Source organism: Pseudomonas sp. GW821-FHT04C07 (genome assembly GCF_059420325.1).
This window is the reverse complement of sequence record NZ_JBWKTM010000009.1, coordinates 241,679-255,802: the sequence shown is the minus strand read 5'-3', so window position 1 is coordinate 255,802 and position 14,124 is coordinate 241,679. Positions and strand designations below refer to the sequence as shown.

The 14,124-nt window shown below is 57.8% G+C and carries 14 protein-coding genes and 4 pseudogenes; 9 read left to right on the top strand and 9 right to left on the bottom strand.

Features of this window, described 5'->3' with window-relative positions; genetic code table 11:
* The first annotated feature begins 222 nt into the window (after positions 1–222).
* Both rhtA and AC07UI_RS18475 read left to right on the top strand, forming a co-directional pair.
* A complete protein-coding gene (rhtA, locus tag AC07UI_RS18480) occupies positions 223–1,110 on the top strand; it encodes a threonine/homoserine exporter RhtA (protein WP_494993852.1) in 888 nt (295 codons plus the stop codon).
* Between the two features lie 168 nt (positions 1,111–1,278).
* Positions 1,279–1,560 carry a hypothetical protein gene (locus AC07UI_RS18475; protein ID WP_494993851.1) on the top strand — a complete coding sequence of 94 codons (282 nt, stop codon included), beginning with the start codon at positions 1,279–1,281 and terminating at the stop codon, positions 1,558–1,560.
* A 12-nt stretch (positions 1,561–1,572) separates the two neighbouring features.
* Here AC07UI_RS18475 and AC07UI_RS18470 read toward each other — a convergent pair whose 3' ends face one another.
* Positions 1,573–2,142, bottom strand: coding sequence for a TetR/AcrR family transcriptional regulator (locus AC07UI_RS18470; RefSeq protein ID WP_494993850.1), 570 nt, complete (start codon positions 2,140–2,142; stop codon positions 1,573–1,575).
* Positions 2,143–2,234: 92 nt separating this feature from the next.
* Between AC07UI_RS18470 and AC07UI_RS18465 the strand changes: the two genes are divergently transcribed.
* Together AC07UI_RS18465 and AC07UI_RS18460 are read left to right on the top strand one after the other, a co-directional pair.
* Complete coding sequence (locus tag AC07UI_RS18465) at positions 2,235–2,975, top strand: SDR family oxidoreductase (RefSeq protein ID WP_494993849.1); 741 nt, start codon at positions 2,235–2,237, stop codon at positions 2,973–2,975.
* A gap of 36 nt (positions 2,976–3,011) precedes the next feature.
* Positions 3,012–3,602, top strand: a complete 591-nt coding sequence (locus tag AC07UI_RS18460; protein ID WP_494993848.1) for a 2-hydroxychromene-2-carboxylate isomerase — start codon at positions 3,012–3,014, stop codon at positions 3,600–3,602.
* Here the strand turns inward: AC07UI_RS18460 and AC07UI_RS18455 are convergent.
* Positions 3,599–4,597: a zinc-dependent alcohol dehydrogenase family protein gene (locus AC07UI_RS18455; protein ID WP_494993847.1), complete on the bottom strand. Its 999-nt coding sequence runs from the start codon at positions 4,595–4,597 to the stop codon at positions 3,599–3,601. The two genes, AC07UI_RS18460 and AC07UI_RS18455, sit on opposite strands and share 4 nt — an antisense overlap.
* A gap of 113 nt (positions 4,598–4,710) precedes the next feature.
* Between AC07UI_RS18455 and AC07UI_RS18450 the strand changes: the two genes are divergently transcribed.
* Positions 4,711–5,625, top strand: a complete 915-nt coding sequence (locus AC07UI_RS18450) for a LysR family transcriptional regulator (RefSeq protein ID WP_494993846.1) — start codon at positions 4,711–4,713, stop codon at positions 5,623–5,625.
* Positions 5,626–5,640: 15 nt separating this feature from the next.
* On the opposite strand, the gene AC07UI_RS18445 is transcribed toward AC07UI_RS18450, so the two are convergent.
* The 4 genes from AC07UI_RS18445 to AC07UI_RS18430 all read right to left on the bottom strand — a co-directional run bounded on the left by AC07UI_RS18445 (position 5,641) and on the right by AC07UI_RS18430 (position 9,864).
* On the bottom strand, positions 5,641–7,449 hold the full coding sequence (locus AC07UI_RS18445) for an aminopeptidase P family protein (RefSeq protein WP_494993845.1): 1,809 nt from the start codon (positions 7,447–7,449) through the stop codon (positions 5,641–5,643).
* A 55-nt stretch (positions 7,450–7,504) separates the two neighbouring features.
* Entirely contained in the window at positions 7,505–8,674 is a 1,170-nt protein-coding gene (locus AC07UI_RS18440) for an aminotransferase class V-fold PLP-dependent enzyme (protein WP_494993844.1), read from the bottom strand.
* 207 nt (positions 8,675–8,881) lie between these two features.
* Entirely contained in the window at positions 8,882–9,496 is a 615-nt protein-coding gene (locus AC07UI_RS18435) for a LysE family translocator (protein WP_494993843.1), read from the bottom strand.
* 98 nt (positions 9,497–9,594) lie between these two features.
* On the bottom strand, positions 9,595–9,864 hold the full coding sequence (locus tag AC07UI_RS18430) for a hypothetical protein (protein WP_494993842.1): 270 nt from the start codon (positions 9,862–9,864) through the stop codon (positions 9,595–9,597).
* Between the two features lie 399 nt (positions 9,865–10,263).
* On the opposite strand from AC07UI_RS18430, the pseudogene AC07UI_RS18425 reads away from it, so the two are divergent.
* The 3 genes and pseudogenes from AC07UI_RS18425 to AC07UI_RS18415 form a co-directional block, all read left to right on the top strand.
* Positions 10,264–10,374 (top strand): annotated as a pseudogene (locus AC07UI_RS18425) (FMN reductase); the annotation flags it as partial.
* 53 nt (positions 10,375–10,427) lie between these two features.
* Positions 10,428–11,573, top strand: a complete 1,146-nt coding sequence (ssuD, locus tag AC07UI_RS18420; RefSeq protein ID WP_494993841.1) for an FMNH2-dependent alkanesulfonate monooxygenase — start codon at positions 10,428–10,430, stop codon at positions 11,571–11,573.
* 140 nt (positions 11,574–11,713) lie between these two features.
* Positions 11,714–12,025: pseudogene (locus AC07UI_RS18415) on the top strand (acyl-CoA dehydrogenase family protein); the annotation flags it as partial.
* A 144-nt stretch (positions 12,026–12,169) separates the two neighbouring features.
* Here AC07UI_RS18415 and AC07UI_RS18410 read toward each other — a convergent pair.
* Positions 12,170–12,476, bottom strand: a pseudogene (locus tag AC07UI_RS18410) (MetQ/NlpA family ABC transporter substrate-binding protein); the annotation flags it as partial.
* Positions 12,456–12,658, bottom strand: a pseudogene (locus tag AC07UI_RS18405) (ABC transporter permease subunit); the annotation flags it as partial. The pseudogenes AC07UI_RS18405 and AC07UI_RS18410, both read right to left, overlap by 21 nt.
* Before the next feature lie 440 nt (positions 12,659–13,098).
* On the opposite strand from AC07UI_RS18405, the gene AC07UI_RS18400 reads away from it, so the two are divergent.
* Entirely contained in the window at positions 13,099–13,560 is a 462-nt protein-coding gene (locus tag AC07UI_RS18400; protein WP_494993840.1) for a VOC family protein, read from the top strand.
* Positions 13,561–13,629: 69 nt separating this feature from the next.
* On the opposite strand, the gene AC07UI_RS18395 is transcribed toward AC07UI_RS18400, so the two are convergent.
* Positions 13,630–14,064, bottom strand: a complete 435-nt coding sequence (locus tag AC07UI_RS18395) for a DoxX family protein (RefSeq protein WP_494993839.1) — start codon at positions 14,062–14,064, stop codon at positions 13,630–13,632.
* Positions 14,065–14,124 lie beyond the last annotated feature (60 nt).

Here is a 14,124-nt window from a genome sequence, read left to right as displayed (position 1 = left end):
GTTTCGACTGCGCCGGAAGTGGGGCGAATTATAGGCTTCCAGATTCTGCCGTCAAGGGTTAATTCAAATTATCTATCGACAATGGTCGAAAACGTCGAAAGCCCTGCTTATATAAGAGGCGCACAAACAGTGTGAGCAGTATATTGCTCATGACGTATGAGTTGAGCATCATGTACCGCGCATATACCTTTCTGTCTCTACTACTCCGGATGATGCCTCGTAATGACTGACCAGCCCCGCAGCCTCGCCTCGACTCTGTTCCCGGTCGGCCTGCTGCTTATTGCCATGGCTTCAATCCAATCCGGTGCCTCTCTTGCCAAAAGCATGTTCCCCGTTGTGGGAGCCCAAGGCACTACGACGCTACGCCTGATTTTTGCCAGCATCATCATGTTGCTGCTGCTACGCCCTTGGCGCGCCAAACTCACAGCCAGGTCCTTGCGCACGGTAATCGTCTACGGGATGGCACTTGGAGGCATGAACTTCCTCTTCTATATGTCACTCAGAAGCGTCCCTCTGGGAATTGCGGTTGCCCTGGAGTTCACCGGCCCCCTGGCGGTTGCTATATATGCGTCACGCCGGGCGATCGACTTTCTGTGGATCGGCTTGGCGGTCATCGGCCTGCTACTGCTGATCCCCGCGGGCGACACCAGTGCCGGAATCGACCTTATAGGTGCTGGTTATGCGCTTGGCGCGGGTATCTGCTGGGCGTTATATATCCTGTTCGGCCAAAAGGCCGGTGCAGACAACGGCGTTCAAACCGCCGCACTGGGTGTAATGATTGCCGCTTTATTCGTAGCGCCTATCGGCATCGTCCATGCAGGAGCAGCCTTATTGACTCCGTCCTTGATCCCGATAGCCATTGGAGTCGCCATTCTCTCTACTGCCCTGCCCTACACCCTGGAGATGGTGGCCCTCACCAGAATGCCAGCTCGCACCTTTGGCACCTTGATGAGCATCGAACCTGCTTTCGGTGCCTTGTCAGGGCTGTTGTTCCTTCACGAATACCTGTCCCTGGCCCAATGGCTGGCCATTGCTTGCATCATCCTCGCCTCCGTCGGTGCCACCATGACTATGCGCCGCGAATCCAGTCCCTTGCTCGCAGCCGATTGAAACTGGATTTGACGAAGCTCTGGCATTTACCGCTCAATTAGGCCATGTTTAGGCTGTAACTCTGTGTAAGCCTTGGATTTTTCGAATAGGGACATCGTCAACGCGACACGCTAGAGCGGATAAAGCCAGACTCGGGTGCCAGACCCGAAGCGAGCTAAAAGGAAGGGCATGAAACGAGTTTTGATACTGTTAGCCGTACTTGCCATTGCAGGCTGTGCTGCGACCTCAAAAACCGAAACAAAGCGCGGAAAGACGGGACTGCATATCAACTGCTCTGGCCTGTCCTCTTCCTGGGACAAGTGTTACACCAGTGCCGCCAATTCATGCGGCGCCAAGGGCTACAAAGTGATCGCCAAATCGGGCGACGCTGTAGAAGACCCCGGTGACTACCCCTTCGGCCTCAATCCCGCCGGCTATACGAGCCGCAGCATGATAGTCATCTGTAAATAAGCTGACACCGCTTCATTCAACGTGCAGTCTTCTGATCTGGTGACCGATCTCGGCGTAACTCGACTCCAGGACTTTGCGTTGAATCCGGGGATTTACCAGCATCCGCGCCACAACCAGCGCGCCAATGCATTGCGACAATATCGCCCACGCCAGAGAGTCGCTGCCTAATGTCCGGGCCCAGCATTCCTGCAATCGGCAAATCCACTGCTCCGCCTGCTGCCGAACAGCGATGTCGGAGCGAGCGATTTCGGCTCCCAACGCCGGCAAGGCACAACCTGTTTCGGGCTGCTCAACGTGCGCCATGCTCAAATAATGTTTGAGACAACATTCAAGCCTTGCCCGATTCTGCTCACCATCCCCGCTTAACCGCTCAAGACTCTGGCTCAGCTCACGCTCGACAATCGAACTGAACAGCTCATCTTTTGACGAAAAGTGACTGTAGAAAGCCCCACCGCTGAGCCCTATCGCTTTCATCAAACCGTCGACGCCGACCGTGGAAAAACCTTCTTTCTTGGCCGACACAGCACTGCTTTCCAGCAATCGCTCTCTGGTTTCCTGCTTGTGGCTGGCTGAATAACGCATCGTTCCCCCTATGAATCTATCACCTTGACGCATTTGAGATCGTAGCATAACGTTCGTTTAGCTAACGATCGTTTACTAAAAAGGCGATACCCATGACTACAACCATAAATAACAACAAAGTCGTATTGGTGGTCGGCGCAGGCGATGCCACCGGTGGCGCAATAGCCAAGCGTTTTGCCCAGGAGGGATTTATCGCCTGCGTCACTCGGCGTAGCGCTGACAAGTTGCAACCCTTGGTCGATGCTATCCAGGCAGCAGGGGGCCAGGCACATGGCTTCGCCTGCGATGCACGCAAAGAAGAGGACGTGATTGCGCTGGTCGAACAGATCGAGAGCCAGATCGGCCCGATCGAAGCCTTCGTCTTCAACATCGGCGCCAATGTACCGTGCAGCATCCTTGAAGAAACCGCGCGCAAGTATTTCAAGATATGGGAAATGGCCTGCTTCTCGGGATTCCTGAACGCTCGTGAAGTCGCCAAACGCATGGCCACCCGCCAACGGGGCACTATCCTGTTCACCGGTGCGACAGCCGGGATGCGTGGAGCTGCCGGTTTCGCCGCGTTTGCCGGCGCCAAACATGGAATTCGCGCATTGGCCCAAAGCATGGCCCGCGAACTGGGTCCTATGAACATCCATGTCGCTCATATCGTCGTCGACGGTGCCATTGATACGGACTTTATTCGCGACAGCTTCCCGCAGAAGTACGCGCTCAAGGATCAAGACGGCATCCTTAATCCGGAACACATTGCCGAGAACTATTGGTACCTGCACAGTCAGCCGCGAGATGCCTGGACCTTCGAGCTGGATCTACGACCATGGAGCGAACGCTGGTAAGCCCTCCCCTATAACAATAATCAGAGAGCACCCACCATGAGTAAAACCGTAGAGTTCTTCTTCGACCTCGGCAGCCCCAGCACTTACCTGGCCTATACCCAATTACCAAAAATCTGCGCCCTAACCGGCAGCCAGCTTATCTATCAACCCATGCTGCTGGGCGGTGTATTCAAAGCCACCGGCAACGCCTCCCCCATCAGCATTCCAGCCAAAGGGCGCTACATGCTTGACGATCTGGAGCGTTACGCCAAACGCTATCAGGTTGCGCTCAATTTCAATCCACACTTTCCGGTCAACACCCTTTTACTGATGCGCGCAGTCACCGGCATGCAACTGCGTCATCCGGAACGTTTCCTCGATTTTATCGACTGTCTTTTCCGCGCATTGTGGGTTGATAAGCGCAACCTCAATGACCTTGCGATAGTCGCTGCGGTGTTGACGGAGAAGGGCTTTGACCCGACCGAAATCCTGGCGCTGACCAACGATGAGGAGATCAAAGCCGCCCTAAAGGACAAAACCGAACAGGCGTTGCAACGTGGCGTGTTCGGCGCGCCGAGCATGTTTGTCGATAACCAGCTGTTCTTCGGCCAGGACCGTCTGGACTTTGTCCTCGAAGCCTTGAGCTAAATCTCGATGACCAGCCGCCCCTGCGCTTGCCCCGCAACAAGCAGGTCATAGGCGGCTTCGGCGGTTTGCAAACCGAACTGCCGAGGATCGAGCAAAGGAGTCAGCTTGCCGGCTTCGATCAACCGAGTCGCTTGAGCAAGAATTTGCCCGTGATGATCACGGCCCTTGCCCGTCAGCAACGGCAATAACGTGAACACTCCAGAATAAGTCGCGCCCCGAAAGGACAATGGCGCAAGGCTGTGTTGCCCCCAACCGAGGCAGCTCAGCACATGACCGTAATAATTGCGCACAGCCTTGAACGACGCATCCAGCGTTTCACCGCCCACCGTGTCGTAAACGATATCGAACCCCTCGCCTGCCGTGTGCTCCTCTACATAGTGTTCAACCGGGCTTTGCCGATAGTCGATAAAGGTCGCTCCAAAACCTTCGATAATGCCCCGCTGCCTGGCTGAACCAGTGGCAAACACATCGGCACCGAAGGCTTGAGCGAGCTGCACTGCAATATGTCCGACGCCTCCCGCGCCACCGTGAATCAACACCGACTGCCCTGCTCGTACGTGAGCGCGATCCACCAACCCTTCCCATGCGGTAATCAGCACCAAGGGCAGCGCCGCTGCTTCACGCATACTCAAATTGCGCGGTTTGAGCGCCAACAATTGCGCATCGACGACGGCGAATTCGGCCAGAGAACCTTGCAAACCCGCGATACCGGTCGCCATGGCATAAACCTCATCGCCGATCTGCCATCCGCTTACGCCGGCACCCAGCGCTTCAACGGTTCCTGCCAGGTCCATACCCAGCACCGCAGGCAAAGGTTGACGTGCGTGGGCTGCTTGTCCCGCACGTATCTTTGCGTCCAGCGGATTGACCCCGCTGGCTGCAATCCTGACCAATACCTGGCCCGCTTCTGGTTCGGGGACGTTTAAAACAGCCAAGCGAAAAGGCGCATTAGCCGAATCGACAATCAGAGCATTCATCTCACGTATGTCAGTCATTTTCGCGATCTCATGTCAGGGAAGTTGAGTTGATCATCCACCACCCGACTCATACCGATAAGACGTTATATAGCTATAGTGAGCATGCCCATTTGGCATGAATGAGAACACCCATGGACAAGCTCAATGCAATGGCGATTTTTGTTCGAGTGGTGGAGCGCGGCAGTTTTTCCGCTGTCGCCCGGGAATTGCAGACCAGCCAACCCACCATCAGCAAAGTGCTGAGAGCGCTGGAGATCGAGCTGGGCGGCAAACTGATTTCCCGTAGCACCCGGCAACTGTCGCTGACCGATGAAGGTCAGCGTTACTACACGCAATGTCGGCAAATCCTCGCCGCGGTGGACGCCGCGCAACACAGCTTTCAGTCGGGCCGGGAAACCGTGGCCGGCAACTTGCGGGTCGGCTCATCCGTCAGTTTCGGGCGTTTGCAGATTGCCTCGCGCCTGCCGGGCTTTCTGGCGAGTTATCCACAGGTGCAAATTGACCTGCAACTCAACGACCACAATCAGGATCTGGTCAGCGAGGGCCTGGACGTCACCTTCCGGATCGGCGAACTGAACGATAGCGGCCTTATCGCCCGCAAGGTCGGTACCACCTACCGTGTGACGGTTGCCAGCCCTGACTATCTCGCCCGCCAGGGCCTGCCACTCACGCCCGAAGAACTGAGCCAGCACAACTGTCTGCTGTTCAACTTGCTGAGTAGCCAGAACCAATGGATTTACAAGAAGAATGGAGAACGCCACAACGTGCGGATCAAGGGCAATGCCCAAAGTAATAGCTCGGAGGCGATACGCGAAATGGTGCTCGCAGGGCTAGGTATTGCGCTGTCGCCCGTGTGGTTGTTCAGTGAGGATTTACGAGCCGGTCGGGTAGTGGCGATTCTGCAGGACTACAGCCCACAGTCGCTGCCAATTTATGCCGTGTCCCCGGCGAATCGTCGCCAATCCGCCAGGGTCAATGCATTCATCGACTATATGACCGAGGCGCTGGCTCACGCGCCTGAGCTTGCGCCACCGCCCCAGGGCTGATGACGCTGAGCTGACTTAAATAGCCGCCGTTCGGGTGTTCAGCCACTCCAGAGCGGCGCCTTCAAGCAGCGGACTCAAACGCTCACGCACTTGCGCGTGATAGCCGTTGAACCACTCTTTCTCGTCTTGAGTCAGCAACGCCGGCTCCAGGCAACGGGTATCGATCGGGCACAGGGTCAGGGTTTCGAACTTGAGGAACTCACCGAACTCGGTGCTGCCCGCTTCACGATTCAACACCAGGTTCTCGATCCGCACACCCCAGCGGCCAGGACGATACGTGCCCGGTTCTATTGAGGTGATCATTCCCGGCTGCATCGCCGTTTGTGGTGCCGGCGCCGCCTGGTAGGCAATCACCTGCGGACCTTCATGGACGTTGAGGAAGTAACCGACACCATGACCGGTGCCGTGACCGTAATCGACACCCTCGGCCCAAATCGGCGCACGGGCGATGGAGTCCAGCAGCGGCGACAGAATGCCCCGTGGGAATTGCGCCCGGGACAACGCGATCACGCCTTTGAGCACCCGCGTGCAGTCACGCTTCTGCTCTTGAGTCGGCGTACCGACCGGCACCATGCGGGTAATGTCGGTGGTGCCGCCCAGGTACTGACCGCCGGAGTCGATCAGCAGCAAACCATCGCCTTCGATCAGCGCGTGCTCTTCTTCGGTGGCGTGGTAGTGCGGCATCGCGCCATTCGCATTGAACGCCGCGATAGTGTTGAAGCTCAACGAGACATAGCCCGGACGACGGGTACGCGCTGCCGTCAGGTGCTCATCGATGGTCAGTTCGGTAATCCGCTCGCTACCCAACGCAGTGTCCAGCCAGGTGAAAAACTCACAGAGTGCCGCGCCGTCCTGCTCCATGGCCTGACGAATATGCTCGGCATCGGCGAGGCTTTTTTGCGATTTGGCCAAGGTGGTCGGGTTCAGCCCTTCGATCAGTTTTACACCGCTGCCCAGGTTATCCAGCAGACCCGCCGTCACCCGCGCAGGATCGACCTGCAGGCTCGCGCCGCTCGGTACTGCGCTCAATGCCGCGGCGACTTCGCTGTAATCGCGCAAGGTCACGCCATCCTGTTCGAGGATCGCGCGCAGTTGCGCATCGACTTTGCTCAGCGCCACAAACAGTGTCGCCTGCTGCTGCCCGATCAATGCGAACGAAACGAACACCGGGTTGAACGACACGTCAGCGCCACGCAGGTTGAACAGCCAGGCAATGTCATCGAGGGTCGCGATGAAATGCCAATCGGCACCGCGCTCCTTCAAGCTCTGGCGCAGCCTGGCGAGTTTCTCGCCACGGCTTATGGTGGCCTGAGGCGGCAAGTGTTGATAGATCGGCTGATTCGGCAGCGCTGGACGGTCTTGCCAGACTTCGTTCAACACATCGATATCAGTGCGCAGCCGAGCGCCACGCTCCTGGAGTTTACTGCCCAGACTACGCGCCGAAGCCAGCGCCATGACCGCGCCATCGACGGCCACCACGCCACCTTCGGGCGTTTGCTCAGCGAGCCAGTCCAGCGGGCCTGGTTGCCCAGGCTGGAGTTTCACCAACTCGATGCCGCTGCCCTTGAGCTCCTTGGTCGCCTGCTCCCAATAACGGCTGTCAGCCCAGACGCCGGCGAAATCCGCGGTCACGATCAGCGTGCCGACCGAACCATGAAAACCCGACAACCATTGCCGTCCCTGCCAATAGCCCGGCAAATATTCCGACAGATGTGGATCGGCCGACGGCACCAGCAGGGCGTGGATGCCCTCCCGGCTCATCAGCTCGCGTGTTTGCGCCAGGCGCCGGGAAACCACTCCGTTGGTCAAAGACTGCGTGCTCATTGTGTCTCCTGCTAATCACTCATCATTATTATTGGGTGCAGATGCGGATCAGCCCTTATGGCTGGGCAGCTGCCCAGAACGCCGGTGCACTGGCGAATGAAGCTTTAATCAATTGTGCCGCTTGATCGACATCCTGCTCGGTGGTGAAGCGCCCGAGGCTCAGACGGATCGTGCGACTCGCCGCCCACGCGTCATGTCCCAACGCAAGTAATACGTGGGACGGCGCGTTACTCGCCGAGTTGCAGGCCGAGGTCGCCGAAAAAGCAATCAAAGCACTTAACGCCGCCGGATTGAACTCGCCCTCGTTGAACGTCAGGCTCAAGGTATGGGGAATGCGCTGGGTCGCGCTGCCGTTGAGCTGCAATCCAGGAAGACTGCCGAGTTGCGCCAGCAACCGCTCACGCAAGCGCACAATGGTTGCAGCCTCTTCGTCGAAGAACTCTGCCGCAAGGGCAAACGCCGCGCCCATGGCTGCGATCTGATGAGTCGCCAGGGTCCCGGAACGCAAACCGCCTTCGTGCCCGCCACCATGGATCTGCGCCTGCAAACGTTGCTGAGCACGCGGGCCGACGTATAGCGCACCAATGCCCTTGGGGCCGTAGATCTTGTGTGCGGAGAACGACATCAGATCCACCGGCCACTCGGCCAGATCGATCGCCACTTTGCCAGCGCCTTGGGCGGCATCGACGTGAAACAACGCGCCTCGTTCACGCACCACCTGGCCGATGGCCGGGATGTCGTTGACGGTGCCGAGTTCGTTATTGACCAGCATCAGCGACACCAGAAAGGTGTCCTCGCGCATCGCTTCACTGACCGCCTGCGCGGTGATCAGACCTTCGGCATCCGGCACCAGATAGGTCACGGCGACGCCGGCATCCTGCAACTGCCTGGCCGTATCGAGAATCGCCTTGTGTTCGATTTGACTGGTAATGATATGCCCACCCGCAACACCGCGAGCCTGGGCGACGCCCTTGAGAGCGAGGTTGTTCGATTCAGTGGCGCCGGAGGTCCAGACGATCTGCGAAGGCTCTGCGCCGACCAGCTCAGCCACCTGTCGGCGAGCGTGCTCAACTGTTTGTCGAGCCTGTTGGCCGAAGACATGGGAGCTGGAGGCCGGGTTACCGAAGTTACCGCTGAACCCCAGACAGTCGATCATCACCTGGATCACCCGCTCATCCACCGGCGTGGTAGCGGCGTAGTCGAAATACAAAGGACGTTTATTCATAAAAAGACTCGCAGAGCGTGTTCCGGGATCAGGTGTGCTCGGTGGTGAAAACGTTGGCCGGCGCCAACCCGGGAGCGGCGCAAAACGGTAAAACGTCAGCAATACCTGATCGGATGCAGTTAAAGGAAGACAACTTCTCTTAAAAGTGCGTAGGAACGCTCCTGAAGTTGAGCTTAACAGGCATCGGACTCCGGGTTGAAGCCTAAGTCAGCTAAAGCTTTCGTGCAGCATCGGGTACAGGGAGGCCACCAACAGCAGAGCCATGCCCCAATTGAACACTCGCAACCAGCGCCGATCACGCAGGACATTGCGCAACAGACTGCCGCAGGCCACCCAGACGCTGACGCTCGGCAGGTTGATCACGGCGAAGACCGCGGCAATGACAATCACGTTGGTGAAATAACCCTGCAACGGCGTGTAGGTGCTGATGGCACCGATCGCCATGATCCAGGCCTTGGGATTGACCCATTGAAATGCCGCCGCCCCCCAGTAACTGACGGGTTTGGCGTGACCTTGTCCGGTCTCGGAGACTGGACCGCTATGAGCGATTTTCCACGCCAGGTACAGCAGATAGGCCGCGCCGACATAACGCAACACGGTGTAAAGCAGCGGATAGGTTTGAAACACCGCACCCAGGCCAAACCCGACGGCGAGCACAAGAATGAAGAAGCCGCAGGTGATGCCAAGCATGTGGGGGATGGAGCGGTTGAAACCGAAATTGACGCCCGAGGCCAGCAGCATGGTGTTGTTGGGGCCTGGGGTGATCGAGGTGACAAGGGCAAACAGGGCGAAGCCCAATAGCAAATCCAGCGAGAGGGTCATGGGCGCATTCCATTAGGGTCAGTCAGGTGTTGACCCTATCGCAGCGCCTTGGCGAAACCCACGGACAGTTGCCTCAAAGTTTGAGCAGTACAGTCCACTCAGCTTGGGCGCCGATGGTGGCTCACACCGCGCTCGGCGTTCATTTCGCCTTTCGTGTCGAAACCAAATGCTTTCTGTGGCTGGCCGAGCAGTTCGGCTTTTTTCATTTGGTATTCATCGTACGACAACCCGCGACGGTTCAATGCCTCCAGCGCCAATTCCTTGCTTTCCTCGGCGGTGTACGGCCGCAATTCAGGGGAAGGATGGCTCGCACAACCGGCGAGAACAGAGGCGGCAAGCAGCAAAGAAGTGACGAATAAACGATTCATGAGGGGCTCCTGACAAGCTGGCGTTACGCAATGGATACAGGCTACTCCCGCGCCTTCACCGACAAAAATCAACGCTCTCGATAGTCGCTATTGGTTTGGGCAACAGCCGTTCAGGCAAATTCCACATATTCACTATAGTTCTATAAATATCTATTTACGATATTTTGAGGAATAAAAAAGAGCCTTTATAACGGACCTGCGCCGCGCTGACTGTTGACCAGGCAACTGTTGGCCCTGCAACAGTCAATCAACAAAACAGCGCTCAACAAACACACAGCAGCCTGAATAGAAACCGCTGAAAGCCCCGCAGACAAAGGCTTCGGCCGCTTGGTACAGCTCTTGCTCAAACCCGCTCACTACTCACTGCTCCTTGAGCAACTGCTTGAAAAGGAACTGTTCATGTCGCGCCCTTTGAACGTCGTAGCCCTCTCGGGTGGCACTTACCGCCCCTCCCGCACATTGGTGCTGACCCAGGCCGTGCTCGCGGAATTGGCCAGGCAGTTGCCGATACGTTGTTTCGCGTGCACCCACACAATTTGCTGAAAATCGCTTAAGGACCTGTCATGGATGTTTTCTGGTTTCTCCCCACTCACGGCGACGGCCATTACCTGGGCACCACCCAGGGCGCGCGCCCGGTCACGCTCAATTATTTGAAGCAAGTGGCTCAGGCCGCGGACAACCTCGGCTATCACGGTGTGCTGATCCCCACCGGGCGTTCGTGCGAAGACTCGTGGGTGATCGCCTCGGCCCTGGTGCCGTTGACCGAACGCCTGCGTTACCTGGTAGCCATTCGTCCGGGGATCATCTCGCCGACCGTTTCGGCGCGCATGGCCGCGACCCTTGATCGGCTGTCCAATGGCCGTCTGCTGATCAACGTGGTGACTGGCGGTGACCCGGATGAAAACCGTGGCGACGGCAGCTTCCTCGATCACAGCGAACGCTACGAAGTCACTGACGAATTCCTCAAGATCTGGCGCCGGGTGCTGCAAGGCGAGTCGGTGGACTTCGAAGGCAAGCATTTGCGGGTGCAGAACGCCAAGGCGCTGTATCCGCCGGTGCAGAAGCCTTATCCGCCGCTGTATTTCGGTGGTTCTTCCGAGGCTGCCCATGATCTGGCCGCCGAGCAGGTCGACGTCTACCTGACCTGGGGCGAGCCGCCGGCGGCTGTCGCCCAAAAGCTGGCCGATGTCCGTGAGCGCGCGGCTCGTCAGGGCCGTACCGTGAAATTCGGGATTCGCTTGCACGTGATCGTTCGCGAAACGGCCGACGAAGCCTGGAAAGCCGCCGACAAGCTGATCGAACACATCAGTGACGAAACCATCGCCTCGGCACAGAAATCCTTCTCGCGCTTCGATTCCGAAGGTCAGCGACGCATGGCCGCGTTGCATGACGGCCGGCGTGACAATCTGGAGATCGCCCCCAATCTTTGGGCCGGCGTCGGTCTGGTGCGTGGCGGTGCCGGGACAGCGTTGGTGGGCGATCCGCAGCACGTGGCGGCGCGGATCAAGGAGTACGCGGATTTGGGCATTGAGAGTTTCATCTTCTCTGGCTACCCACATCTGGAAGAGGCTTACCGCTTCGCCGAGCTGGTGTTCCCGCTACTGCCGGAACCCTACGCCAGCCTCGCCGGTCGCGGTATCACCAACCTCACCGGGCCATTCGGCGAAATGATCGCCAATGACGTTCTGCCTACAAAATCCACAGCCTGAACCCCACCTTGCCTCTGTAGGAGCGAAGCTTGCTCGCGATGCAGTCACCGCGGTTTGTCCAGACGGACCGCGTTATCTTTCATCGCGGGCAAGCCTCGCTCCTACGCAGAGATTGGATCGTCACATAGAAGGAGCATCGCGTGACCGACAAGCCGCAAAGCGCCCTGTTGTCCCCGGTGCAGACCGCCCGTGCATTGGCTGCCGAGTTTGCCCAAACCGCTGTTGAACGCGATGAACGCGGCGACACGCCGAAAGCCCAGCGTGACGCCTTGCGCCAAAGCGGTCTGCTGGCCCTGAGTATTCCTGCCCAATACGGCGGCCTCGATGCTGGCTGGAGCGAAACCCTGAACATCGTCCGCGAGTTCGCCAAGGTCGACAGTTCGATTGCCCATGTCTTCGGTTTTCATCACCTGATGCTGGCCACGGTTCGGCTGTTCTCGCGACCGGAACAAATGATCGTTCCCACGCTCCCGCGTGGGAATGCAGCCCGTGACGCTCCGCGTCACATAAAAGCGGACGCGGAGCGTCCAATGAGGCATTCCCACGCAGAGCGTGGGAACGATCAACGCCGCATGTGGGAACGATCATTGAATCCCTCAAAACCCCGGCGCAATCTGCCCTTTGTACCGGGTCAGGATGAACTGGCGGACCGAACGCGCCAGCAACGCCCCTTCCAGCTCGCGAATTTTCAGATGTTTGGGGTTTTCAATGATGTCGCGCTGAGTCGCCAGGGTATTGCCCGGATCCTTGAGTTTGATCAATCCGGCTTCGTGCAGCAGCACCAGCGCCCGGCCGGTGTTCACCGGATCGTTAGGGATCGACACCGAGGCACCGTCCTTCAAGTCAGCGATGTTCTTGATCTTCGTCGAGTAGGCGGTGCACCCCGACCACCGGCACCAGATCCGCCGTGTAATCCACCAGCACAATGGCCCTAACGGTGACGGCTGCCAGCAGCCCGCCTCGGGCAATAATGTGTGGCGAATGATTTGCCAGGTGTTGGCGCCCATTGCCTGGGTCGCTTCCACCACACCACGGTCGACTTCGCGCAAAGCGGTTTCCACTAACCGAGCGAATGTTGGAATACAGATCGACAATGTCGACGGGCACCTGCCGACTGCGATCACGCTCGGCGTCCTGTTCCAGCAGTACCGCAGCCACGCGCTCGGCCACGAGCTGGGCTTGGGCGTCCTCACGGATCAGATCGGCGGCCGGAGGATGGATCGGATAATCGGCAGATTCAGGCAAGGCAGACATACAACGCTCTCGGGTCAACAGTGATTGCAATGAGCAATTTCAGCTTCTGTGCCTGAACGCTTGCCCCTTTGTTTTCAGTGGGTTGGGAGCCTCTTATAGCCATTCGATTTAGTGCAGCGAAGCAATCTGATGCTTTGCTGTTGATGGCTGAACAGTAGCCATGCTGCTGCCCGTCGGCCCCTCAGTTGCGCTACCTGTCGTGGCCTATAGTGAATCGACCGGAAAACGGTGAAGGATTACGTTCATCCCCAGCAAAAAAAGGAGAACCAACATGAGCGTTAAACCGATACCCGAGGGTTACCACAGCATCACGCCCTATCTGGGCATCAAAAAAGCCGCCGAAGCGATCGAGTTCTACAAGAAAGCGTTCGGTGCGACTGAAGTCATGCGTCTGGTGGCGCCCAACGGCGACATTGGCCACGCCGAACTGCGCATTGGCGACTCGGCCATCATGCTCGCCACCCCATGCGCAGCGGCGTCCCTGAGCAGCCCTGAACAGGCCGGCATCTCGGTGGGGCTGCATTTGTATGTGAACGATGTCGACCAGCAGTACAAGCAGGCGATTGCTGCTGGAGGTGTGGCTGTCTCTGAAGTGAAAGACCAGTTCTACGGCGATCGCTCAGGCACCCTGAAAGATCCATACGGTCATTTGTGGTTTATCTCCAGCCGTAAGGAAAATCTGTCGAAAGAAGAAATCGCCAAACGTGCCGCAGAGATGTTCAAGCAGGGATAAGCAGCAGGCATAAAAAATCCGGAATCTTTCAGATTCCGGATTTTTTACTGATCAAGGTTGTGTCGACAGTTACTTGGCAATGATGCGATCCAGCGACAGCTTGCCAGCACCTTCGAGCAGAACCGCTACCGTACCGCCCAGCAAGGCCAGAGCGAATTCATAACCATTGTTGGCCATGAACAAACCGTTGCTGATATGCACCGAGAAGATCGCCACCAGCAGCGTGAACGTCAGGCCCAGTGCCGCAGGACGGGTCAGTAAACCGATGATCAGTGCCAGGCCGCCGAAGAACTCGGTACCACCCGCCAGCAGGGCCATCAGATGCCCCGGCGCCAGACCGATGCTTTCCATCCACTGCGCCGTGCCGGCCAGACCGTAACCGCCGAATAGACCAAAGAGCTTTTGCGAGCCGTGAGCAGCGAAGATGATGCCGACGAAGATCCGCAGTACAGCCAGGCCGTAGCCTGCGCGGGTAGACAGTGCGGTTTTGATCAGTGTGCTCATGCTGTGTCTTCCTTTTGATGTAGGGGTTGGTTGGTCGCTATATTAATCAGTAAATATCAT

Coding starts and splice junctions, on each gene's coding strand:
- rhtA (WP_494993852.1), top strand. CDS start 223: ATGACTGACCAGCCCCGCAGCCTCGCCTCGACTCTGTTCCCGGTCGGC.
- AC07UI_RS18475 (WP_494993851.1), top strand. CDS start 1,279: ATGAAACGAGTTTTGATACTGTTAGCCGTACTTGCCATTGCAGGCTGT.
- AC07UI_RS18470 (WP_494993850.1), bottom strand. CDS start 2,142: ATGCGTTATTCAGCCAGCCACAAGCAGGAAACCAGAGAGCGATTGCTG.
- AC07UI_RS18465 (WP_494993849.1), top strand. CDS start 2,235: ATGACTACAACCATAAATAACAACAAAGTCGTATTGGTGGTCGGCGCA.
- AC07UI_RS18460 (WP_494993848.1), top strand. CDS start 3,012: ATGAGTAAAACCGTAGAGTTCTTCTTCGACCTCGGCAGCCCCAGCACT.
- AC07UI_RS18455 (WP_494993847.1), bottom strand. CDS start 4,597: ATGACTGACATACGTGAGATGAATGCTCTGATTGTCGATTCGGCTAAT.
- AC07UI_RS18450 (WP_494993846.1), top strand. CDS start 4,711: ATGGACAAGCTCAATGCAATGGCGATTTTTGTTCGAGTGGTGGAGCGC.
- AC07UI_RS18445 (WP_494993845.1), bottom strand. CDS start 7,449: ATGAGCACGCAGTCTTTGACCAACGGAGTGGTTTCCCGGCGCCTGGCG.
- AC07UI_RS18440 (WP_494993844.1), bottom strand. CDS start 8,674: ATGAATAAACGTCCTTTGTATTTCGACTACGCCGCTACCACGCCGGTG.
- AC07UI_RS18435 (WP_494993843.1), bottom strand. CDS start 9,496: ATGACCCTCTCGCTGGATTTGCTATTGGGCTTCGCCCTGTTTGCCCTT.
- AC07UI_RS18430 (WP_494993842.1), bottom strand. CDS start 9,864: ATGAATCGTTTATTCGTCACTTCTTTGCTGCTTGCCGCCTCTGTTCTC.
- ssuD (WP_494993841.1), top strand. CDS start 10,428: ATGGATGTTTTCTGGTTTCTCCCCACTCACGGCGACGGCCATTACCTG.
- AC07UI_RS18400 (WP_494993840.1), top strand. CDS start 13,099: ATGAGCGTTAAACCGATACCCGAGGGTTACCACAGCATCACGCCCTAT.
- AC07UI_RS18395 (WP_494993839.1), bottom strand. CDS start 14,064: ATGAGCACACTGATCAAAACCGCACTGTCTACCCGCGCAGGCTACGGC.